The 21682-nt window shown below is 73.1% G+C and carries 19 protein-coding genes; 8 read left to right on the top strand and 11 right to left on the bottom strand.

Features of this window, described 5'->3' with window-relative positions; genetic code table 11:
• Positions 1-7 precede the first annotated feature (7 nt).
• Both OG710_RS27115 and OG710_RS27110 read right to left on the bottom strand, forming a co-directional pair.
• Positions 8-679, bottom strand: coding sequence for a GntR family transcriptional regulator (locus OG710_RS27115; protein WP_330241671.1), 672 nt, complete (start codon positions 677-679; stop codon positions 8-10).
• A gap of 111 nt (positions 680-790) precedes the next feature.
• Entirely contained in the window at positions 791-2428 is a 1638-nt protein-coding gene (locus tag OG710_RS27110; RefSeq protein ID WP_330241670.1) for an ABC-F family ATP-binding cassette domain-containing protein, read from the bottom strand.
• A 99-nt stretch (positions 2429-2527) separates the two neighbouring features.
• On the opposite strand from OG710_RS27110, the gene OG710_RS27105 reads away from it, so the two are divergent.
• Positions 2528-3451: an FAD-dependent oxidoreductase gene (locus OG710_RS27105; protein ID WP_330241669.1), complete on the top strand. Its 924-nt coding sequence runs from the start codon at positions 2528-2530 to the stop codon at positions 3449-3451.
• 40 nt (positions 3452-3491) lie between these two features.
• Here the strand turns inward: OG710_RS27105 and OG710_RS27100 are convergent, their stop codons facing one another.
• Positions 3492-5231, bottom strand: a complete 1740-nt coding sequence (locus OG710_RS27100) for a BCCT family transporter (RefSeq protein ID WP_330241668.1) — start codon at positions 5229-5231, stop codon at positions 3492-3494.
• A gap of 87 nt (positions 5232-5318) precedes the next feature.
• Entirely contained in the window at positions 5319-6389 is a 1071-nt protein-coding gene (locus OG710_RS27095; RefSeq protein ID WP_443064301.1) for a M14 family zinc carboxypeptidase, read from the bottom strand.
• 164 nt (positions 6390-6553) lie between these two features.
• Here OG710_RS27095 and OG710_RS27090 point away from each other — a divergent pair, with 164 nt between their 5' ends.
• Together OG710_RS27090 and OG710_RS27085 are read left to right on the top strand one after the other, a co-directional pair.
• The gene (locus tag OG710_RS27090; protein ID WP_330241667.1) at positions 6554-7594 is read left to right on the top strand and encodes a LacI family DNA-binding transcriptional regulator; all 1041 of its coding nucleotides are present in this window, start codon (positions 6554-6556) and stop codon (positions 7592-7594) included.
• A 189-nt stretch (positions 7595-7783) separates the two neighbouring features.
• Positions 7784-8662 (top strand): oxygenase MpaB family protein, encoded by an 879-nt coding sequence (locus OG710_RS27085; protein WP_330241666.1) that lies wholly within the window; start codon positions 7784-7786, stop codon positions 8660-8662.
• A gap of 12 nt (positions 8663-8674) precedes the next feature.
• Here the strand turns inward: OG710_RS27085 and OG710_RS27080 are convergent, their stop codons facing one another.
• Together OG710_RS27080 and OG710_RS27075 are read right to left on the bottom strand one after the other, a co-directional pair.
• Positions 8675-9307 (bottom strand): TetR/AcrR family transcriptional regulator, encoded by a 633-nt coding sequence (locus OG710_RS27080; protein ID WP_330241665.1) that lies wholly within the window; start codon positions 9305-9307, stop codon positions 8675-8677.
• 95 nt (positions 9308-9402) lie between these two features.
• Positions 9403-9879, bottom strand: coding sequence for a macro domain-containing protein (locus tag OG710_RS27075; RefSeq protein WP_330241664.1), 477 nt, complete (start codon positions 9877-9879; stop codon positions 9403-9405).
• Positions 9880-10024: 145 nt separating this feature from the next.
• On the opposite strand from OG710_RS27075, the gene OG710_RS27070 reads away from it, so the two are divergent.
• Positions 10025-10756 carry a MerR family transcriptional regulator gene (locus tag OG710_RS27070; protein ID WP_330241663.1) on the top strand — a complete coding sequence of 244 codons (732 nt, stop codon included), beginning with the start codon at positions 10025-10027 and terminating at the stop codon, positions 10754-10756.
• A 63-nt stretch (positions 10757-10819) separates the two neighbouring features.
• Here the strand turns inward: OG710_RS27070 and OG710_RS27065 are convergent, their stop codons facing one another.
• From OG710_RS27065 to OG710_RS27050, 4 genes are read right to left on the bottom strand one after another with little or no spacing between them, the layout of a single operon-like run.
• Complete coding sequence (locus tag OG710_RS27065; RefSeq protein WP_330241662.1) at positions 10820-12991, bottom strand: 3-hydroxyacyl-CoA dehydrogenase NAD-binding domain-containing protein; 2172 nt, start codon at positions 12989-12991, stop codon at positions 10820-10822.
• A 31-nt stretch (positions 12992-13022) separates the two neighbouring features.
• Complete coding sequence (locus OG710_RS27060) at positions 13023-14237, bottom strand: acetyl-CoA C-acetyltransferase (protein ID WP_330241661.1); 1215 nt, start codon at positions 14235-14237, stop codon at positions 13023-13025.
• A 39-nt stretch (positions 14238-14276) separates the two neighbouring features.
• A complete protein-coding gene (locus OG710_RS27055; RefSeq protein WP_330241660.1) occupies positions 14277-15419 on the bottom strand; it encodes an acyl-CoA dehydrogenase family protein in 1143 nt (380 codons plus the stop codon).
• Positions 15419-16570 carry a CaiB/BaiF CoA transferase family protein gene (locus tag OG710_RS27050; protein WP_330241659.1) on the bottom strand — a complete coding sequence of 384 codons (1152 nt, stop codon included), beginning with the start codon at positions 16568-16570 and terminating at the stop codon, positions 15419-15421. The genes OG710_RS27055 and OG710_RS27050 overlap by 1 nt, the downstream gene beginning before the upstream one ends.
• A 212-nt stretch (positions 16571-16782) precedes the next feature.
• On the opposite strand from OG710_RS27050, the gene OG710_RS27045 reads away from it, so the two are divergent.
• Positions 16783-17973, top strand: coding sequence for a saccharopine dehydrogenase family protein (locus OG710_RS27045; RefSeq protein ID WP_330241658.1), 1191 nt, complete (start codon positions 16783-16785; stop codon positions 17971-17973).
• Positions 17974-17995: 22 nt separating this feature from the next.
• On the opposite strand, the gene OG710_RS27040 is transcribed toward OG710_RS27045, so the two are convergent.
• Positions 17996-18658: an endonuclease V gene (locus OG710_RS27040; protein WP_443064338.1), complete on the bottom strand. Its 663-nt coding sequence runs from the start codon at positions 18656-18658 to the stop codon at positions 17996-17998.
• Between the two features lie 68 nt (positions 18659-18726).
• On the opposite strand from OG710_RS27040, the gene OG710_RS27035 reads away from it, so the two are divergent.
• The 3 genes from OG710_RS27035 (at position 18727) to OG710_RS27025 (ending at position 21629) form a co-directional block, all read left to right on the top strand.
• The gene (locus OG710_RS27035) at positions 18727-19020 is read left to right on the top strand and encodes a YciI family protein (protein WP_330241656.1); all 294 of its coding nucleotides are present in this window, start codon (positions 18727-18729) and stop codon (positions 19018-19020) included.
• Positions 19021-19197: 177 nt separating this feature from the next.
• On the top strand, positions 19198-19611 hold the full coding sequence (locus OG710_RS27030) for an SsgA family sporulation/cell division regulator (protein ID WP_111339277.1): 414 nt from the start codon (positions 19198-19200) through the stop codon (positions 19609-19611).
• Between the two features lie 383 nt (positions 19612-19994).
• The gene (locus OG710_RS27025; RefSeq protein ID WP_330241655.1) at positions 19995-21629 is read left to right on the top strand and encodes an ABC-F family ATP-binding cassette domain-containing protein; all 1635 of its coding nucleotides are present in this window, start codon (positions 19995-19997) and stop codon (positions 21627-21629) included.
• Positions 21630-21682 lie beyond the last annotated feature (53 nt).

Below are 21682 nucleotides of genomic sequence, written 5' to 3'. Positions count from 1 at the left end.
CGCGGCGCTATCCGGCCGGGAGTACGCCGGTCAGGGCGGCCAGCGAGGGTTCGCGGCCGCGCTCGATGTGGGCGTAAGCCAGGGCCCCGGCCAGTACGGGTTTGCCCGCGTGGATCGCGGCGCAGATGTCCCGGTGCTCGGCGCACTGGACGCGCGGGTCGCGGCCTCCGGTGAGGGTGAACAGCCACTGGACCAGGCCGAGCGAGGGGTGCAGGGCGTCCCGGAGCAGCCGGTTCCCGGTCATCGCGACGATTTCCGCGTGCAGGGCGGTGTTGGCCGCCGGGATCTGTTCGGCGTCGCCGCGCCGGGTGGCGTCCTCGGCCGCCTCCATCAGGGCCCGCAGCCGTTCCCCCTCTCCCCCGGCCGCGCACGCCTCGGCGGCCCGGCGGGCGGCGAAGACCTCCAGGCTGAGGCGGAGGTCGAAGAGTTCGGCGACGTCCCGCAGCGAGAGGTCGCGTACGGAGGCGCCCCGGCGGGGTTCCAGGACGACCAGGCCCTCGCCGGTCAGCCGGGTCAGCGCCTCGCGGACCGGGATGCGGGAGAAGCCCAGGCTCTCGGAGAGGTCGCGTTCGCGCAGCCGGGAGCCCGGCGGGTACGCGCCGGACAGGATGCCCGCGCGGATCGTCCGCTCGGCGCGGTCGGCGTGCGAGGCGCCGGGATCGTCGCTCGCTTGAGTCATCACCCGCCGACCGTAACACTTGGTATGCCAAGCGGCACGGCCGCACGGGCGAGGACCGGAATATTCAGGTGTGATCAATCTCGGTTCGACGTTTGGTATGCCAGATGCCGGTCAGGCCTCCGTTACGCGGCCCTCCGCCACCTCGATCCGGCGCGTGGTGCGCACCGCTTCCAGCATCCGGCGGTCGTGCGTCACCAGGAGCAGGGTGCCGGTGTACGAGTCGAGCGCCGACTCCAGCTGCTCGATCGCAGGCAGGTCCAGGTGGTTCGTCGGCTCGTCCAGCACCAGCAGGTTGACGCCCCGGCCCTGGAGGAGGGCGAGTGCCGAGCGGGTGCGCTCCCCCGGCGAGAGCGTGGTCGCCGGGCGCATCACATGGTCGGCGCGCAGCCCGAACTTGGCGAGCAGGGTGCGTACGTCGGCGGGCTCCGTCTCGGGCACCGCCGCGCAGAACGCCTCCAGCAAGCTCTCCGAGCCGTGGAACAGCTTCCGCGCCTGGTCCACCTCGCCGACGACCACGCCGGAGCCCAGGCTCGCGTGCCCCGAGTCCAGCGGGAGGCGGCCGAGCAGGGCGGCCAGCAGGGTGGACTTGCCGGAGCCGTTGGCGCCCGTGATGGCGACCCGGTCCGCCCAGTCGATCTGGAGCGAGGCGGGGCCGAAGACGAAGTCGCCGCGTACCAGGCGGGCTTCGCGCAGGGTGGCGACGACCGATCCGGAGCGGGGCGCGGAGGCGATCTCCATGCGCAGCTCCCACTCCTTGCGCGGCTCGTCCACCACGTCGAGGCGTTCGATCATGCGCTGGGTCTGCCGGGCCTTCGCGGCCTGCTTCTCACTGGACTCGCTGCGGAACTTGCGGCCGATCTTGTCGGAGTCGGTGGCCTTGCGGCGGGCGTTCTTGACGCCCTTGTCCATCCAGGAGCGCTGCATCAGGGCGCGGCTCTCCAGCGCCGAGCGCTTGTCGGCGTACTCCTCGTACTCCTCGCGGGCGTGCCGGCGGGCGCGTTCGCGTTCCTCCAGGTAGGCCGCGTAGCCGCCGCCGTAGAGGTTGATCTGCTGCTGGGCCAGGTCGAGTTCGAGGACCTTGGTCACCGTGCGCATGAGGAATTCGCGGTCGTGGCTGATGAGGACGGTGCCGGCCCGCAGCCCGGAGACGTACTTCTCCAGGCGTTCGAGGCCGTCCAGGTCGAGGTCGTTGGTGGGCTCGTCGAGCAGGAAGACGTCGTAGCGGGACAGCAGCAGCGAGGCGAGTCCGGCGCGGGCCGCCTGGCCGCCGGAGAGGGCGGTCATCGGCAGGTCGAGGCCGACAGTGAGGCCGAGTTCGGCGGCGGTCTCCTCGGCCCGCTCGTCCAGGTCCGCGCCGCCCAGGGAGAGCCAGCGCTCCAGGGACTCGGAGTAGGCGTCGTCCGCGCCGGGCTCGCCGTCCACCAGGGCCTGCGTGGCGGCGTCCATCGCGGCCTGCGCCTCGGCGACTCCGGTGCGGCGGCCCAGGAACTCCCGTACGGTCTCGCCGGGGCGCCGCTCGGGTTCCTGCGGCAGATGGCCGACCGTGGCGGTGGGCGGGGAGAGCCGCAGCTCGCCCTCCTCCGGCTGGTCCAGCCCGGCGAGCAGCCGCAGCAGCGACGATTTTCCTGCGCCGTTGACTCCGACGAGACCGATCACGTCTCCGGGGGCGACGACGAGGTCGAGCCCGGCGAAGAGCGTGCGGTCGCCGTGTCCGGCGGCGAGGTCCTTGGCGACGAGAGTGGCAGTCATCAGGGTGCCGATCCTAGTCGGCGCGGTCTGGGAGACGGCGGGCGGAGCGCCTAGAGTCCGGCCAGGAGGAACGGGTCGAGCGCGGGGAGGCGGGTGGCCGTGGCGGATGTGGTCGTGGTGGGGGGCGGGGTCAGTGGGCTGACCACCGCGCTGGTGCTGGCCGAGCGGGGGCGCCGGGTGCGGGTGTGGTCCCGTGAACCGGCCGGCGAGACGACGTCGGCGGTGGCGGGGGCCCTGTGGTGGCCGTACCGGATCGAGCCGCTGGACCGGGTCGGCGACTGGGCGCTGACCACGCTGCGGCGTTACGAGGAGCTGGCGGCGTACCCGGAGGAGACCGGCGTACGGCTGGTGGACGGGCTGCACCGCGGTGAGCGCCTGGCCGGACTGGGCTCGTGGGCACGGGAGTCGGCGCAGGTGGTGGAGACCGCCGAGGGGCTGCGGTGCCGGCTGCCGCTCATCGACATGCCGGTGCACCTGGCGTGGCTGGAGGAGCGGGTGCGGGCGGCGGGGGGCACGGTCGAGCGGCGTGCGGTCGCCTCATTCGACGAGGCGGCCGCGGAGGCGGGCACGGTGGTCGACTGCGCCGGGCTCGGTGCCCGCGAGCTGGTGCCGGACGCGGGGGTGCGGCCGGTGCGCGGGCAGTTGGTGCTCGTGGAGAATCCGGGGATACGGGAGTGGTTCACCGAGGCCGATCCGGCGTCGAGCGAGACCACGTACTTCTTCCCCCAGCCCGGCCGGCTGGTGCTCGGCGGCACGGCGGCCGCCGACGACTGGTCCGCGGTGCCCGATCCCCGTACGGCGGAGGACATCGTGGCGCGCTGTGCGCGGGTGCGGCCGGAGATCGCGCGGGCACGGGTGCTCGGTCACCGGGTGGGGCTGCGCCCGGCGCGCGACGCGGGCGTCCGCATCGAGGCGGAGACGCTGTCCGGGGGCGCCCGGCTGATCCACAACTACGGGCACGGCGGCGCGGGCGTCACGGTGGCGCTGGGCTGCGCGCTGGAGGCGGCGGAGCTGGTGGGCTGACCCCGGCCGGGGGCGCGGGCGGCGCCCCCGGCGGGTCCCGCTACTTCGGGTGCGGGGCGCCCGGTCCGTCGTGGCGTTCGGTGGTGATCTGGCTGCCGCCGGGGCCGATACGGATCTCGAAGTCGCCGTCGTACCGGGCGTGGCCCTCGATGACCGCGGACTCGACGGCCTCCACGCCGAACTCGCGGCGGACGATCAGCGGGTCCTGGCGCAGGTCCCGCATCAGGGCCACGCACATGGCGACCATCACGATCGTGAAGGGCGCCGCCACCAGGATGGTCAGGTTCTGGAGGCCTGCCAGGGCGTCGCCCTTGCCGTTGCCGATGAGCAGCATGACGGCGGCGACGGCCCCGGTGACGACGCCCCAGAACACGACGACCCAGCGGGCGGGTTCCAGGATGCCCTTCTGGGAGAGGGTGCCCATGACGATGGAGGCGGCGTCGGCGCCCGAGACGAAGAAGATGCCGACGAGCACCATCACCAGGATGCTCATGGCGGTGGCGATGGGGAACTGCTGGAGCACGCCGAAGAGCTGGGCCTCCTGGGTGTCGGCGCCGCCGAGCTCGCCGCCCTCCTGGAGCTTGATCGCGGTGCCGCCGAAGACGGCGAACCAGATGAGGCTGACGGTGCTGGGCACCAGGATGACGCCGCCGATGAACTGGCGGATGGTGCGGCCCCGGCTGATGCGCGCGATGAACATGCCGACGAAGGGCGTCCAGGAGATCCACCAGGCCCAGTAGAAGACGGTCCAGCTGCCCAGCCAGTCCGCGACCTCGCCCTCACCGGTGGCCTCGGTGCGGCCGGCGAGCTGCGCCAGGTCGCCGAAGTAGGCGGCGATCGAGGTGGGCACCAGGTCGAGCACGATGATCGTGGGGCCCGCGATGAACACGAACACGGCCAGGATCAGGGCGAGCACCATGTTGATGTTGGACAGCCACTGGATGCCCTTCTCCACGCCGGAGACCGCCGAGGCGATGAACGCGGCGGTCAGCACGGCGATGATCAGGACGAGCAGGCCGGTGCCGGTCTTCTCCATCCAGTTCAGTTCGTGGAAGCCGCTGCCGATCTGGAGGGCCCCGAGTCCCAGGGAGGCGGCCGAGCCGAAGAGGGTGGCGAAGATGGCCAGGATGTCGATGAACCGGCCGAGGCCGCCGTGGGCGCGGTCGGGGCCGATGAGCGGTTCGAACACGGCGCTGATGGTCTGCCGCCTGCGGCGCCGGAAGGTGCTGTACGCGATGCCGAGGCCGACCACCGCGTAGATGGCCCAGGGGTGCAGCGTCCAGTGGAAGAGGGTGGTGGCCATCGCCGTCTGCATCGCCTCCGCCGCGTCGGCGGGGTGGGTGCCGGGCGGCGGGTCGGTGAAGTGGGCCAGCGGTTCGCTGACCCCGTAGAACATCAGGCCGATGCCCATGCCGGCGCTGAACATCATGGCGACCCAGGAGACGGTGCGGAATTCCGGCTCCTCGTCCTCCTGGCCGAGGGTGATGTTTCCGTACCGGCTGATGGCGAGCCACAGGGCGAAGACGACGAATCCGGACGCGGCCAGCATGAAGGCCCAACCGCCGTTGTGGATGAGCCCGTTGAGGGCCTTGTCGGAGACGTCCTCCAGCGAGTCGGTGGCGGTGGCCCCCCAGATGACGAAGGCCAGGGTGAGGCCGGCCGTCACGCCGAACACCACCCGGTCGGTGACGGGGCGCCGGTGCTGTCCCGGGTCGCCGGGGAGGTCCGCCGTCACCGACAGCTCCCCTCTGCCGCCCGTTCTCTGATCGTCCTGCGACACGAATGGCACCTTTCACGGAAACTGACAAATCGCTCTCCGTAGGCAGTACCACATCAAAGACATATCTTCCGGTAGCAACAAGCGGGTTCAGCCGCGGGCCGGGGCGCCGGCGACCGACCGGGAGTGCGCGGTGGCGGCGGCGATGGACGTGCGCCGCTCGTCCGCATAGCGCAGGAGCCCCCGGATGGCGGCGAGTTGGGCGGCGACCCGGCGGCGGCCGGCGAGGGCCGGGTCGGCGCGCTCCCGCTCGGTGAGCGCGTCCGTACGGGATTCGACCAGCAGTCCGACCGCGTGCGCGAGGCCCGCCCGGTTGCGCAGGATGCCCGCCCGGCCGTCTCCCCCGACCCACCGGACCGGCTGCCCGGTGACCGGGTCGGTCCAGACGCCGTACACCCCGGTGCCGAATCCGGCCTCCCGCGCGGCCGACCGCACCCCGTCCATGGCGAGATCGCGCGCCGCCTCGCGCAACGGCCCGTCGACACCGGGGTGACGGGGCCACAGGACGAGCAGGTCCTTGTCGTAGTACGGCGAGACGGCCCCGTACTCGTGCAGATCGGCGACGACATCGGGCCGCCGGGCGGCCAGCACGGCGGCGACGGCCCGCGCCTCGGCGGTGCGCAGGGCGACATGGTCCCGGTTGACGTCCACGCCGTCCCCGTTGCCCCGGCTGCCCGCGGCCAGGCCGTCCGGGTTGGCGGTGGGCAGCACGAGGACGGTGGTCCGGGCGAGGAGGGCGCGGGTCGGGGCGTCGGTGGCGCGGGCGAGGTCGCGGACCGTGCTCAGGCACGCCTCGCGGGGGCCGGGTTCGTCGCCGTGCTGGCCGCAGACCAGCAGTACGGTGAGCGCCGCCGGGTCGGTGCTGCCGATGCGGACGAGGCGCAGGGCGCGCCCCTGGCCCGTGGTGCCGACGCGTTGCACGGAGACCCGGTCGCCGCGCCGGGCGAGGGCCGCGAGCAGCGACGCCTCCTCGGACTGCCCGGTCCAGCGCGCCCCACCGGACCGTTCGAAGCCGGTCCGGGGCACGGGGGCGCGCGCCGCGTCGGAGGGGACGGTCAGCAGGGGGACGCTCAGGGCGGCGGAGACGGCCACCAGGGCGAGGGTGCGGGCACGGGTGCGCCGGGGCGGCAGCGGTCCGCCGCCTGTCGGCGCGATCGGCATGGGCGGAAGATACTGCGGCCGGCGGGCGCCGCGACAGGCCCGTGCACGGCCCGGTTCACACGGAACGGGGGGCGGGGTCACGGCCGTTAGGCTGACGCCCGTTGTTCGCGCCGATCGGCCGGCCCGGCCGCCTCGGCCTCCCGCCGCGCCGTGAGGAGCGTCCCTTGCCCGGTCCGACCCCCGATGCCCCGCTCCACGCGCGCCCCACGCTGGAGGCGGTGGCGGCCCGTGCCGGAGTGTCGCGGGCGACGGCCTCCCGTGTGGTGAACGGCGGCGCGGGCGTCCGGCAGCCGCTGGTGGACCAGGTGCGCAAGGCGGTCGAGGAGCTGGGCTACATCCCGAACCACGCCGCGCGGACCCTGGTGACCCGGCGCAACGGGGCGGTGGCCGTGATCATCGACGAACCGGAGGCGCGGATCTTCTCGGACCCGTTCTTCTCCCAGCACATCCGGGGCATCAGCCGGGAACTGGGCGCCCATGACGCGCAGTTGGTGCTGCTCCTGGTGGAGGGGCGCGGGGATTTCGAGCGGGTCAGCCGCTATCTGGCCGGGGGCCATGTGGACGGGGTGCTGGCGTTCTCGCTGCACACGGACGACGAACTGTCCACCGCCATACGGCGCTTCCGCGTCCCGGCCGTTTACGGGGGCAGGCCCGGCAGCCGGGGCGTCCCGGCCGACGAGGTGCCGTTCGTGGACTGCGACAACCGGGGCGGCGCCCGTCAGGCCGTGCGCCATCTGGCCGGGCTCGGCCGCCGGCACATCGCGCACATCGCGGGCCCGCGCGACCAGACCTCGTCGCTGGACCGGATCGACGGCTACGCGGACGTGCTGCCGGACGCCGATCCGGCGCTGCTGGTGGACGGCGACTTCACGGTGGAGGGCGGCGCCCGCGCCATGGCGGAGCTGCTGGACCGGCGGCCGGAGGTGGACGCGGTGTTCGCGGCGAACGATCTGATGGCGTCGGGGGCGCTGCGGGTGCTGCGCGAGCGGGGGCGTCGGGTGCCGCAGGACGTGGCGCTGGTCGGGTTCGACGACATGGAGTCGGTCGCCGAGACGACGGACCCGCCGCTGACGACGATCCGTCAGGACGTGGTGGGCATGGGCCGGTTGATGGTGCGGCTGCTGATGGAGCGGCTGGAGGACGGGGGGCCCGGCCCGGAGCCGGTGATCACGCCGACCCGGCTGATACGCCGCGCTTCCGCCTGATCCCGGTCCGCCCCGCGGCGGTGTTGACGGGACCGGTGATACAAGTCAATAGTATTTGTATCTTTGACTCTCCGCACCCGACATGCATCCGCCGCGTACCCGACGCCTCGTCATATGGCGTGACGGGGCGGGTCAGTTGAGCGGCCCGTTCGGCGGTGGGGAGCCCGGAAACGGACAGGAGGGCGCACCATGGGCCGGTACAGCCGCCTGCGCGAGATCCGCCGGATGGACCCGTCGCGGGACTACGCCGAGATCCTCCGGCTGATCTCCCAGTACGAGTTCCCCTGGGACTACCGGCAGGGCGTGAGCGTGGCGTTCCTGCGCGATTACGGGGTGCCCAGGATCTCCGTGCTCCTCGACCGCACCCAGGAGTTCGAGCGCAACGGGCAGAAGCGGTACGACGACACCGTGCTGATCGGGTACGAGATGGCGATCGACGGGTTCGACTCGGAGCGGGGGCGGGCGGCGGCCCGCCACCTCAACCGCATCCACGGCAGGTACCGCATCCCGAACGACGACTTCCGCTATGTCCTGGCGACGACGGTGGTGGGGCCCAAGCGCTGGATCGACCGGTACGGCTGGCGCCCGCTGTGCGCGCAGGAGGTGCGGGCGCTGGCGGAGGCGGCGCGCAGGACGGGCGCGCTGATGGGCATCGAGGACGTCCCCGACACGTACGAGGGGTTCGAACGGCTGCTGGACGCGTACGAGGAGCGCATGTTCGCGTACGACCCGGCGAACCGGCGGGTGGCCAGTGCCACGTTCCGGGTGATGGCGAGCTGGTATCCGCGCCCGCTGCGGCCGCTCGTCGCCCGGTTCTCGCTGGCGCTGCTGGACGAGCCGCTGCTGCGGGCGCTGGGGTTCGGGCCGCAGCCCCGCTGGGCGCGGAACGCCGCGTCGGGGGCGCTGCGGCTGCGGGCGCGGTGCGTACGCCGGATGCCGGCCCGGCCGCGCCGCTTCCCGTCCCGGCCGCGGCCCCGCTCGTACCCGTTCGGCTGGCGGCTGGACGACCTGGGCCCGCACTGGGCACGGAACCGCCCGCTGCAGCCGCTGCCGGACGAGGCGGCCTGAGCCGGCCAGGCCCTAGGCGGTGAGCAGGGGGACCAGGCAGCGGCGGGCGAAGTCGCGGACCTGGGCGTCGTCGTCCAGTTCGAAGCAGCTGACCGGGTTGAGCAGGAACGAGACCGTGATCCGCACCATGAGTTCGGCGACGGGGGTCGGGTCGGTCTCCGGTCCGCCCTCCAGGCGCCGGGCCTCGCGCAGCCGGCCCGCCAGATAGTCCCGGATGGCGAGGAGGGCGGGGCCGCTCTCCACGGTCAGGAACGGCAGCATGGTCTCCGGCTCCAGGCGCAGCAGGCCGCCGATGAGGGGGTGTTCGCGGATGTGCCGGAGCACGGCGGCGAAGCCCTCGACCAGCCGGTCCTCCGGTGTGGGCAGCGCGGCGACCGCCTGGTCCACCTCCACGACGAACCGGCGGTACTCACGCAGCAGGCACGCCGAGACCAGGCTGTCCTTGTTGCCGATCCGCCGGTACACGGTCACGCGCGAGACACCGGCGCGCTTGGCGACGTCGTCGACGGTCGAGCGGCGCAGCCCGAAGGTCATGAACTGCTCGCGCGCGGCGTCCAGGATCTGTTCGCCCAGCGCGTCGGTGGGCGCGACCGCCCCGTCCAGCACCCCGGCGGGGGCCGCCCCCTCGCCACCGCGTGCCGTCATGGCCCCTCCCCCGTCCGCACCGGCTCGCCCCGGACGGAGCGGCCGCAACAGGGTGACATGCGGCGTACCCCCGTATCCAGGCCGGGCCCGGCCCGTCAGCCGAAGTCGTACACGGTCACCGGCAGGCCCCGCTCCGTCAGCCGGGCCGCTATGAGGGGCTCGATCCGGGACCAGGTGCCGCCCGCGAGACCACAGCCGATCCGGGGCATGTGGACCGATGCGCCCAGCTCCCGGGCGCGGTCGGCGACGGTGGCCAGCCCCGTGTCGATCGCCTCGTAGCGTACGGGGACGCCCTTGCTGCCCCGGCGCATGCCGTGCTGGCCGACCAGGTTGGCCACCTCGACGAACGGGGAGACCCGGACGAACCGGACGGCGCCGAGGCCGAAGTCGTTGTGCGCGCGGTCGCGGTGCCAGGCGCGGTAGGCGGCCTCGGGTTCGGGCCAGCGGCGCGAGAGGGCGAGGACGAAGCCCTTGCCCCAGCCGCCGAGGTCGTTGCAGACATGCACGATGATCTTGGCGCCCTTGCCCTGCGGCGAGGTCGCGTCCCCCTGTACGTAACTGATCTCGGACATGTGTTCAGGCTAGGCGGCGGCACTGACAACCCCCGGGCAACCGCCGGGCAGGGCTTTCACATCGTTGGTGAGACAGCAATACTGTTGCACCGGGCGGGCAGGTGCGTCGCGGCCCGTTCGCGGCACCGGACACGAGGAGCGGACCATGGCGGACGAGGCCGAGGAGCCGAAGCTCACCGTCGACGAGCTGGCGGCTCGCGCCGGGGTGACCGTGCGCACGGTGCGGTTCTACAGCACGCGCGGGCTGCTGCCGCCGCCGGTGATCGGGCCGCGCCGGGTCGGGCACTACGGGCACGGCCATCTCTCGCGGCTGGCGCTGATCGAGGAGCTCCAGCACCAGGGCATGACGCTCGCCGCGATCGAACGGTACCTGGAGCAGCTGCCGCCCGATCTGAGCGCCCACGATCTGGCCATCCACCGGGCTCTGGTGGCGTCCTGGGCGCCGGACTCGCCGGAGGACGCCTCACGGGCGGAGCTGGAGCGGCGGGCCGGGCGGCCGCTCGGCGAGCAGGATCTCGAACGGCTGGCCGCGATGGGCGTGCTGGAGCGGTCCGCGCCCGAGGACGGGGTGTTCCGGCTCGATCCGGGGCTGCTGCGGCTGGGCGTGGAGCTGCTCGACGTACCGATCGCGCACGAGACGATCCTCGCCGCCCGTACGGTCCTGGTGGAGCACACCCGCGCGGCCGCGCAGGAGCTGACCCGGCTCTTCCGGGACGAGGTCTGGGGCCCGTACCGGGAGCGGGAGGCGGACCCCGAGCACGTCAAGGCGATGAAGTCGCTCTCCGCGCATATGCAGCCGATGGTGCTCCAGGCCCTGGTGACGGCGTTCCAGCGCTCGCTCAAGGAGCAGTTGCGGGCCGCGTTCACCGCCGACTGAGCCGGAAGACGGGTGTGCCGTACCGCTCCCGGCGAGGGGCGGTACGGCACAGCGGTCCGGCTGTCAGTCGTGGAAGGTCTCGCCCTTCTCCGCCTTCTCCACCAGCAGCGCGGGCGGCAGGAAGCGGTCGCCGTAGCGCTCGGCGAGTTCCCGCGCGCGGGCCACGAAGCCGGGCAGGCCGCCCTCGTAGCCGTTGATGTACTGGAGAACACCGCCGGTCCACGGCGGGAAGCCGATGCCCATGATGGAGCCGATGTTGGCGTCGGCGACGGTGATCAGGACGTTCTCCTCCAGGCAGCGGACGCTGTCCAGCGCCTCGGAGAAGAGCATGCGCTCCTGCATGTCCGTGAACGGGACATCGGCGTCCGGCTTCCCGAAGTGCTCGCGCAGGCCCGGCCACAGGCGCGTGCGCTTGCCGGCCTCGTCGTACTCGTAGAAGCCGGCGCCGCCGCTGCGGCCGGGGCGGCCGAACTCGTCCACCATGCGGTCGATCACCTCGTCCGCCGGGTGGCCGGGCCAGGTGCCGCCGGCCTCCTCGACGGCCCTGCGGGTCTCGTCGCGGATCTTGCGCGGCAGGGTGAGGGTCAGCTCGTCCATCAGGGAGAGCACCTTGGCCGGGTAGCCGGCCTGGGCCGCGGCCTGCTCGACGGAGGCGGGCTCGACGCCTTCGCCGACCATCGCGACGCCCTCGTTGATGAACTGGCCGATGACGCGCGAGGTGAAGAAGCCGCGCGAGTCGTTGACCACGATCGGGGTCTTCCGGATCAGGCGGACCAGGTCGAAGGCGCGGGCCAGCGCCTCGTCCCCGGTCTTCTCGCCCTTGATGATCTCGACCAGCGGCATCTTGTCGACCGGTGAGAAGAAGTGCAGCCCGATGAAGTCGGCGGGCCGCTCGACGCCCTCGGCCAGCACCGTGATGGGCAGGGTGGAGGTGTTGGAGCACAGCAGCGCGTCCGGCTCGACGACGTCCTGGATCTCCTGGAAGACCCGGTGCTTGAGCGCGGTGTCCTCGAAGACGGCCTCGATGACGGCGTCGCAGCCGGCGAGGTCGGCCGGGTCGGCGGTCGGGGTGATGCGGGCCAGCAGTTCGGCGCGCTTCGCCTCGGTCGTGCGGCCCCGCGCGAGCGCCTTGTCGAGCAGCTTCTCGCTGTACGCCTTGCCCTTGGCGGCGGCCTCGGCGGAGACGTCCTTGAGGACGACCTCGATCCCGGCCCTGGCGCAGGAGTAGGCGATGCCGGCGCCCATCATGCCGGCGCCGAGGACGGCGACCTTGCGGACGGGGCGCTCCTCGATGCCCTTGGGGCGGCTGGCGCCGGAGTTGACGGCCTGGAGGTCGAAGAAGAACGCCTGGATCATGTTCTTGGCGGTCTGCCCGGTGACCAGCTCGGTGAAGTACCGGGCCTCGATGGTCAGCGCGGTCTCGAAGTCGACCTGGGAGCCCTCGACGGCGGCGGCCAGAATGTTGCGCGGCGCGGGCATCGGGGCGCCGGCGATCTGCTTCTTGAGGTTGGACGGGAAGGCCGGCAGGTTCGCGGCGAACTTCGGGTTCGACGGGGTGCCGCCGGGGATCTTGTAGCCCTTGACGTCCCAGGGCTGCTGCGACTCGGGGTGGGCGTCGATGAAGGCGCGGGCCTTGTCGAGCATCTCCTCGGGCGTGGCCGCGACCTCGTGGACCAAGCCGTTCTCCAGGGCGCGCCGGGGGGTGTACTGGGTGCCCTGGAGGAGGACCTTCAGCAGGGCGTCGGCGATGCCCATGAGGCGTACGGTGCGGGTGACGCCGCCGCCGGCGGGGAGCAGTCCCAGGGTGACCTCGGGCAGGCCGATGCGGGAGCCGGGGGCGTCGAGGGCGACGCGGTGGTGGGCGGCGAGGGCGATCTCGTAGCCGCCGCCGAGCGCGGCGCCGTTGATGGCGGCGACGACCGGCTTGCCGAGGGTCTCGATGCGGCGCAGCGAGTTCTTGATGGCGGTGCCGGTGTCGAACGCGAGCTGCGCGCTCGAAGGACCGATCCGGATCATTTCCTTGAGGTCGCCGCCCGCGAAGAAGGTCTTCTTGGCGGAGGTGTAGATGATGCCCCGGATGGAGTCCTTCTCGGCCTCGGCGCGATCGGCGACGGCCGCGATGGAGTCCTTGAACGCCTGGTTCATCGTGTTGGCGGACTGGTCGGGATCGTCCAGTACGAGGGTGACGACGCCGGTCTCGTCCTGTTCCCAGCGGATGGTCGTGCTCTCGGTCATGGGTGTGTCTTCTCCGTAGGAAGGGGGACGGTCAGAGACGCTCGACGACGGTGGCGATGCCCATGCCGCCGCCCACGCACAGGGTGGCCAGGCCGTAGCGCCGGTCGCGGCGTTCCAGTTCGTCGATGAGGGTGCCGAGGATCATCGCGCCGGTGGCACCCAGCGGGTGCCCGAGGGCGATGGCGCCGCCGTTGACGTTGACCTTGTCGAGGGAGAGCCCCATGTCGCGGACGAAGCGCAGGACGACGCCGGCGAACGCCTCGTTGATCTCGACCAGGTCGATGTCGTCGATGGTGAGCCCGGCCTTGGCCAGCGCCTTGCGGGTGGCGGGCGCGGGGCCGGTGAGCATGATGGTGGGCTCGGAGCCGGAGACGGCGGCCGAGACGATGCGGGCGCGCGGGGTGAGGCCGTAGCGCTCGCCGGTCTCCTTGTTGCCGATGGCGACGAGGGAGGCGCCGTCCACGATGCCGGAGGAGTTGCCCGCGTGGTGGACGTGGTCGATCTTCTCGACCCAGTGGTACTTCTGGAGCGCCACCGCGTCGAAGCCGCCCATCTCGCCGATGGTCGCGAAGGAGGGCTTGAGCGCGGCGAGGGAGTCGGCGGTGGTGCCGGGGCGCATGTGCTCGTCGTGGTCGAGGACGACGAGGCCGTTGCGGTCCTTGACGGGGACGACGGACCGCGCGAAGCGGTTGTCCTTCCACGCCTCGGCGGCCCGCTCCTGGGAGAGCGCGGCGTACTCGTCCACGTCGCGGCGCGAGAAGCCCTCGATGGTCGCGATGAGGTCGGCGCCGATGCCCTGCGGGGCGAAGCCGGTCTCGTAGTTGGTCATCGGGTCCATGGCCCAGGCGCCGCCGTCCGAGCCCATCGGCACCCGGGACATCGACTCGACGCCGCCCGCCAGGATCAGGTCCTCCCAGCCCGAGCGGACCTTGGCGGCGGCCAGGTTGACGGCCTCCAGACCGGAGGCGCAGAAGCGGTTCTCCTGGACGCCGGCGACGGTGTCCGGCAGGCCGGCCGCGATGGCGGCGATCCGGGCGATGTCGGAGCCCTGGTCGCCGAGCGGGCTGACCACGCCGAGGACGATGTCGTCGATCGCGGCGGGGTCGAGGCCGGGGAAGCGGGCGCGGATCTCGTGGATCAGGCCGACGACGAGGTCGATCGGCTTGGTGCCGTGCAGGGCCCCGTTGGCCTTGCCGCGGCCGCGCGGGGTGCGGATCGCGTCGTAGACGTACGCTTCGGTGCTCAAGTCAGCAGCCTTTCGGGCGGGTGGTGCGAGGAGGGTGGGTCAGCCGAGCAGCGAGCGGCCGATGATCTCCTTCATGATCTCGGTCGTGCCGCCGTAGATGGTCTGGATGCGGCCGTCGGTGAACGCCCTGGCCACCGGGTACTCCGACATGTACCCGTAGCCGCCGTGCAGTTGGAGGCATCGGTCGGCGACGCGCTTCTGCAGTTCGGTCGCCCACCACTTCGCCATGGAGGCGTGTACGGCGTCGAGGGTGCCCTCGGAGTGGTCCACGACGCACCGGTCGAGGAAGGCGCGGGTGACGGCGCACTCGGTGGCCATCTCCGCGATCTCGAAGCGGATGTGCTGGAGCCTGGCGAGCGGCCGGCCGAACGCCTCGCGCTCCTTGACGTACGCGGTGGTGATCTCCAGGAGGTGTTCGGCGGCGGCGATCCCGGCGACGGCTATGCCCATGCGTTCCTGGGCGAGGTTGGTCATCAGGTGGATGAAGGCGCCGTCGCGTTCACCGAGGAGGTTGTCCTTGGGGACGCGCACGTCGTTGAAGAAGAGTTCGGCGGTGTCCTGGGACTTCTGGCCGATCTTGTCGAGGTTGCGGCCCCGTTCGAAGCCCTCGGCGCCGCGTTCCACGACGATGAGCGAGAGGCCCTTGGCGCCGCCCTCGGGGGTGGTCTTCGCGACGACGACCACCAGGTCGGCGAGGATGCCGTTGGAGATGAACGTCTTGGAGCCGTTGAGCAGCCAGTGGTCGCCCTTGTCCTCGGCGGTGGTGCGGATGCCCTGGAGGTCGGAGCCGGCGCCGGGTTCGGTCATGGCGATGGCGGTGATGATCTCGCCGGTGCAGAAGCCGGGGAGCCAGCGCCGCTTCTGCTCCTCGGTGGCCAGCCCGGTGAGGTAGGGGCCGATGATGTCGTTGTGCAGCCCGAGCGCGAGGCCGGGGGTGCCGGCGCGGGTGAACTCCTCGGCGAGCACGGCGCTGTAGCGGAAGTCGGGGTTGCCGCCGCCCCCGTACTCCTCGGGCACGGCGAGGCCGAGCAGGCCCTGGCGGCCGGCGGCGCGCCAGGCCTCGCGGGAGACGATGCCGTCCTTCTCCCACTGCTCGTAGTGCGGAAGGACCTCCTTGGCGAGGAAGGTGCGTACGGTCTCGCGGAACGCGTCGTGCTCTTCGGTGAAGATCTGCCGCTGCATCAGTCGGTGGTGTCCTTCCGGGTGGTGAGCAGGCCGGGCACGTCCCAGTCGGCGGCGACGGCTTCGGTGTCCGCGCCCGGCAGGGCGGGTCCGGTGCGCACGGCGGTGGGCGTGGCCGTGAAGCGGGGCGCGGGCGCGGGCTGGGTGAGTCCGCCGTGTTCGACGAAGGTGGCGCGGGCCGCCAGATGGGGGTGGTGGGGGGCCTCGCGGAGCGAGAGGACAGGGGCCACGCAGGCGTCCGTCCCGTCGAAGACCGCGGTCCACTCGGCGCGGGTCCGGCTGCGGAACCGGTCGGCGACGGCGGTGCGCAGCTCGTCCCAGCGGGCGAGGTCGCCCCGGTCGGGGGCGGTGTCCGCGATGCCGAGGAGCCGGACGAACTCGTCGTAGAACCGCTGCTCCAGCGGGCCGACCGCCATGTACTGGCCGTCCGCGGTCGCGTAGGTGCCGTAGAAGGGGCAGCCGCCGTCCAGCAGGTTGGAGCCGCGCCGGTCCTGCCAGCTGCCGGCCGCGAGCATGCCGTGGATCATCGTGGCGAGGTGGGCGGCGCCGTCGACGATCGCCGCGTCCACGACCTGTCCGGTGCCGCCGGGGGTGCGGGCGTGCTGGAGGGCGGCGAGGACGCCGACGACGAGGTACAGCGAGCCGCCCGCGTAGTCGCCGACCAGGTTGGCGGGGACGGTGGGCGGCTCGCCGGGTCCGCCGATCATGGAGAGGGTGCCGGTGAGCGCGATGTACGCGATGTCGTGCCCGGCGCGCGCGGCCAGCGGCCCGTCCTGGCCCCAGCCGGTCATCCGCCCGTAGACGAGCTTCGGATTGCGGGCGAGGCAGGCGTCGGGGCCGACGCCCAGGCGTTCGGCGACGCCCGGCCGGTAGCCCTCGACGAGGACGTCGGCGCGCTCGACGAGGTCCAGGACGGTCGCCGGTCCTGCGGGGTCCTTGAGGTCGACGAGCACGGAGCGCTTGTTGCGGTTGGTGAGGTCGCGGGCCGGGTCGATACCGAGTCCGGCGCCGCCCGGACGGTCGATCCGCACCACGTCGGCGCCCAGATCGGCCAGGAGCATCGCGGCGAAGGGGCCGGGGCCGATGCCGGCCAGCTCCACCACCCGCAGCCCGGCGAGGGGGCCGCGCGGACCGTTCTCTGCTGCTGCCATCGAGCCCCCAGCGGTATGACACAACTGATGTAACACCGATGATGCTAGGAACGCGCCGCGCTCCGCACAACCCCTTGGGCAGAGCAAGCGCTTAGTACTTTCCCGGACACTCCTGGATACTCCCCCATGACCCCCTCCCGCCCGCAGTCCGCCACGGCGGCCGCGCTAACCTCTCCTCCGCCCCATCCGGTGCCACCTGCGCGGAGGCTTGCGTGAACAGGCAGAACGGGGCGGCCCGCCCCTACGACATCGTCCTTTTCGGCGCCACCGGCTTCGTGGGCGCGCTCACCGCCGCCTACCTCGCCCGGCATGCCCCGGACGGCTGCCGCTGGGCCCTCGCCGGACGCGACCGCGCCAAGCTGGCGAAGCTGCGCGCCCGGCTGGCCGGTCTCGATCCGCGCTGCGCGGACCTCCCGCTGCTGGAGGCGGACGCCACCGACCCCGGTTCGCTGCGCGCGCTGGCCGAGTCCGCGCACGTGGTGGCCACGACCGTCGGCCCCTACGTCTCGTACGGCGAGGGCCTGGTCGCCGCCTGCGCCGAGGCGGGGACCGACTACGCGGACCTCACCGGCGAGCCGGAGTTCGTGGACCGGATGTACGTGGAGCACGACGCGCGGGCCCGCGAGACCGGTGCCCGGCTGGTGCACGCCTGCGGTTTCGACTCCGTGCCGCACGACCTGGGCGTCTACTACACGGTCGGCCGGCTCCCGGCCGGGGTGCCGCTGCGCGTCGACGGCTTCGTCCGCAGCAACGCCACCTTCTCCGGCGGTACGTTCGCCTCGGCGCTCACCGCGATGGGCCGGGGCCGGCAGACGGCCCGCGCCGCGCGAGAGCGCCGCCTGTACGAGCCCCGGCCGGCCGGGCGCCGGGTCCGCGCCCCGCTGGGGCGGCCGCACTTCAGTCCGCAGACCGGCACCTGGGCGCTGCCCCTGCCGACGCTGGACGCGCGGGTCGTCGCCCGCTCGGCGCGGGCGCTGCCGGGCTACGGCCCCGACTTCCGCTACCGCCACTTCGCCTCGGTCCGGCACCTGCCGGTGGCTCTCGGGGGCACGGCGGCGCTCGGGGCGCTGCTCGGCGCGGCGCAGGTGCCTGCCGCGCGGGAGTGGCTGATGGGGCGGTACGCGTCCGGCGCGGGCCCGGACGCGGAGCGCAGGCGGCGCAGTTGGTTCACGGTGCGGTTCGTCGGCGAGGGCGGCGGCCGGCGGGTGTTCACGGAGGTGTCGGGCGGCGATCCGGGTTACGACGAGACGGCGAAGATGCTCGCGGAGTCGGCGCTGTGCCTGGCGCTGGACGAGCTGCCGGCCACTTCGGGGCAGGTGACGACGGCCGCCGCGATGGGCGACGCGCTGCTGGAGCGGCTGGTCGCGGCGGGGCTGCGGTTCCGGGTGGCGGCGGAGAGCTGAGATCGGCGGCCCCGGCCGGACGTCAGCCGGTCGCCTCGCGCAGGACCCGGCGGCACAGTGCGTCGGCCCTGCGCGTCGTCTCCGGCTGCCGGAAACCGCGGGCGAGGGCGAGGGTGTGCGCGACGGCGTTGTCCAGGCCGGTGCGGTGGCCGACCGAGACGTACACCGGCTTGGTGGCGTCCTTGGTGCGCAGGGCCCGGCCGACCTCCTCGCCGTCGTCCAGCAGCGGCGACTGGTCCCCGCGCCGGGGCCCCGGCGGCTCGTGGGTGAAGGTGAACGGGTTCTTGGCGACGCCGATGACCGGGAGCCCGGTGAGCACCCCGAGATGGCTGGCGAGGCCGAAGCGGCGCGGGTGGGCCCTGCCGTAGCCGTCGCAGACGACGAGACCGGGGTCGGCGGTCAGCTCCTCCAGCACGGCCAGCACGGTCGGGATCTCGCGGAAAGCCAGCAGCCCCGGCACATACGGGAAGCCGACCCGGCCCACGGCGGTGGCCTCGGCGACCGTCTCCAGCGTCGCGGCGTCGAGCACGACGGCCGCCGCCACCACGAGGTCGCGGTCGTCGTCGTAGGCGACGTCCACCCCGGTCACATGGCCGCGACCGGGCGGCGGCCCCGGCTCGTCGAGGATCACCCGGGCGCGCAGGGCGTCCTGGACGGCACGGGCCTCGGCGGCGTCGGAGGGCATCTGAAAAGCAGTCATGGTGCGCCCACCCTAGGCCGTTCCGGCGAACCCACGAGCGATAGCCTGGGCGCATGTTCGTACTTGAGCTGTCCTACACCGCCCCGCTGGACCGCGTCGACGCGGTGCTGAAGGATCACGTCGTCTGGCTGGAGGAGCAGTACGCGGCCGGGGTGTTCCTCGCCTCCGGGCGCAAGAACCCCCGAGAGGGCGGGGTGATCATCGCGGTGGGCGACGACCGGGCGGCGATCGAACGGCTGTCGGCGACCGACCCCTTCGTCGTCCAGGGCGTGTGCGCGTACCGGATCACCGAGTTCATCGCCACCAAGACGGTCGACGAGCTGGCCGCGTACCGCCAGGCCCTCTGAGAACTCGTCGCACCGCGACGCCTCCGCGCGGGGTGCTCCGGCCGGAACGGGGCACGTGAACAGGCAGCGGTGTGCGGTGACACAGCTCACCCCGTCTCCCGGTGCACGGATCGGCGGCCCCGGCCGTCTCTACCGGTGCCGGGAACCGTTCGTCCGGTCGCGAGAGGGAGCAGGTTCGTGTCCACGGTCATCGAACAGTCCGTACAGGCCCGCATGGTTGCGTCCGCGCCGCAGATGGAGACGCTGCCCGCAGTCCTGAGCTACGACCGGGCGGACCCCTTCGCCGTACGCATGGTGTTCCCGGCACCGGCGACGCTGGAGGGGACCGAGGTGGCCTGGCAGTTCTCGCGGGAGCTGCTCGCCGCCGGCATGGAGGTGCCGTCCGGACTCGGGGACGTACGGGTCCGGCCATTCGGCTACGACCGCACGGTGCTGGAGTTCCACGCCAGCGAGGGGACCGCCATGGTGCACGTCCACACGGACGATCTGCGCCGGTTCCTGCGGCGGGCGGAGGAACTCGTGCCGTGCGGCGACGAGCACCGCTTCCTGGGCCTGGACCGGGGCCTGACCGAGCTGTTCGGACCGCGCTGAGCCGAAGCCGTCGCCACCCGAGCCGTCGCCGACCGGGCCGCACCGGTCCGGGGCGCGCGTTCCGGGCCCGCGCGGGGGGACGGCCGCGCGGGCCCGTTAATCCGGTTGTCCCCTCCCCCGGCCCCGACTACCGTTCGCAGTGCCCTTGTTGTCGCCGAATGGAGCAGGACGTTGCAGATCTGAGGTCGTGAGACACCGCGTCGCGCGCCGGGTCCGGGTTTCTTCCCGCCGGGACCGCGCCGCCCGAGTGTGACCTCAGCTCCTTGAGCCGTCCTCCGTGACCAGGGCCTTCCTTCCGGTATCCCGGAATTCTCGTGAAACGCCCGTGGCCGGTGTCTCGCCCCCCGTTGCCCTCGCCCTTCCTCGCAACCGGGAGTCCTCTCATGTCCACCCCCACCGCCCACATCACCTGTTCCTCGCTCTCCTTCACCTGGCCGGACGGCAGCCGGGTCCTGGACGACCTGCACCTCTCCGTGGGCCCCGGCCGCACGGGGCTCATCGGCCTCAACGGCGCCGGAAAGTCGACCCTGCTCCGGCTGCTCGCCGGGGAACTCCGACCCACCGGGGGCCGGATCGGGGTGACCGGCGACATCGGATATCTGCCGCAGGACCTGGTCCTGGACACCGGGCTGCGCGTCGACGCGGCGCTCGGCATCCACACCGTCCGCGAGGCGCTGCACGCCATCGAGGCGGGCGACGCCGGCGAGGAGCGGTTCGCCGCCGTGGGCGACGACTGGGACGTGGAGGAGCGCGCCCGCGCCACCCTCGACGGCCTCGGGCTCGGCCACATCGGGCTGGACCGCACGATCGGCGAGATGTCGGGCGGCGAGTGCGTCATGCTGGGGCTGGCCGCGCTGCTGCTGGCCCGGCCCGGCGTGCTGCTGCTCGACGAGCCGACGAACAACCTGGACCTGCGCGCCCGGCAGCGCCTCTACGCCGCCGTGGACGCCTGGCCCGGAGTGCTCGTCGTCGTCAGCCATGACCGGGAACTCCTGGAGCGCGTGGACCGGATCGCGGACCTGCGCGACTCGGCCGTGACCTGGTACGGCGGCAACCTCTCGGCGTACGAGGAGGCGCTGGCCGCCGAACAGGAGGCGGCCGAGCGGATGGTGCGCGTCGCGGAGGCCGATGTGCGGCGGCAGAAGCGCGAACTGGCCGAGGCCCAGGTCAAGTCGGCCCGGCGCAGACGGTACGGGCAGAAGCTGTTCGAGCAGGGCAGCGTGCCGAAGATCGCGGCGAGTGCCCGGGCCCGCTCCGCCCAGGAGTCGGCGGGCAGGCAGCGCCTCCTGCACACGAGCCGGCTGGCCGGGGCGAAGGAGCGCCTGGACGAGGCCGTCGAGGCGGTGCGCGCCGACGACGAGATCCGCGTCGAGCTGCCGCGCACCCGGGTCCATCCGGGCCAGGGCGTCCTGGTCCTGCGCGACCTCGAACTCGCGCACGGGGCGCGGGTGCGCGGCCGGTACGAGGTGCGCGGTCCGGAGCGCATCGCGCTGGTCGGGCGCAACGGCGCGGGCAAGACGACGCTGCTGCGCACGCTCGCCGGTGAGCTGGCGCCCGTGTCGGGGGAGGCGGTGACCGAGGTTCCGGCGCGCTTCCTGCCGCAGCGGCTCGATGTGCTCGACGACGGGCTGAGCGTGGTGGAGAACGTGGCCCGGTTCGCGCCGGACGCCACCAACAACCACATCCGGGCGAAGCTGGCGCACTTCCTGTTCAGGGGGGCGCGGGCGGACCGGGCGGCGGGCGCCCTGTCCGGCGGGGAGCGGTTCCGGGCCGCGCTGGCCGCGCTGCTGCTGGCCGAGCCGGCGCCCCGGCTGCTGCTGCTGCTGGACGAGCCGACGAACAACCTCGACCTGGCGAGTGCGCGCCGGCTGACCGCCGCGCTGGAGGCGTACGAGGGGGCGCTGGTGGTGGCGAGCCACGACGTCCCGTTCCTGGAATCGCTGCGGATCACCCGCTGGCTGCTGCTCGACGGCGAACTGCGCGACACGACGGCGGAGGAGGTGCGCGCCGGGTTCTGAGGCACCGGGGCGGGCGCCGCCGCGCCCCCCCCCGCCCCGATCGTCACGCAGGG

The organism is Streptomyces sp. NBC_00525, assembly GCF_036346595.1.
In the GTDB taxonomy this organism is placed as follows: Bacteria; Actinomycetota; Actinomycetes; order Streptomycetales; family Streptomycetaceae; genus Streptomyces.
This window is presented reverse-complemented; position numbering and strand designations above follow the sequence as displayed.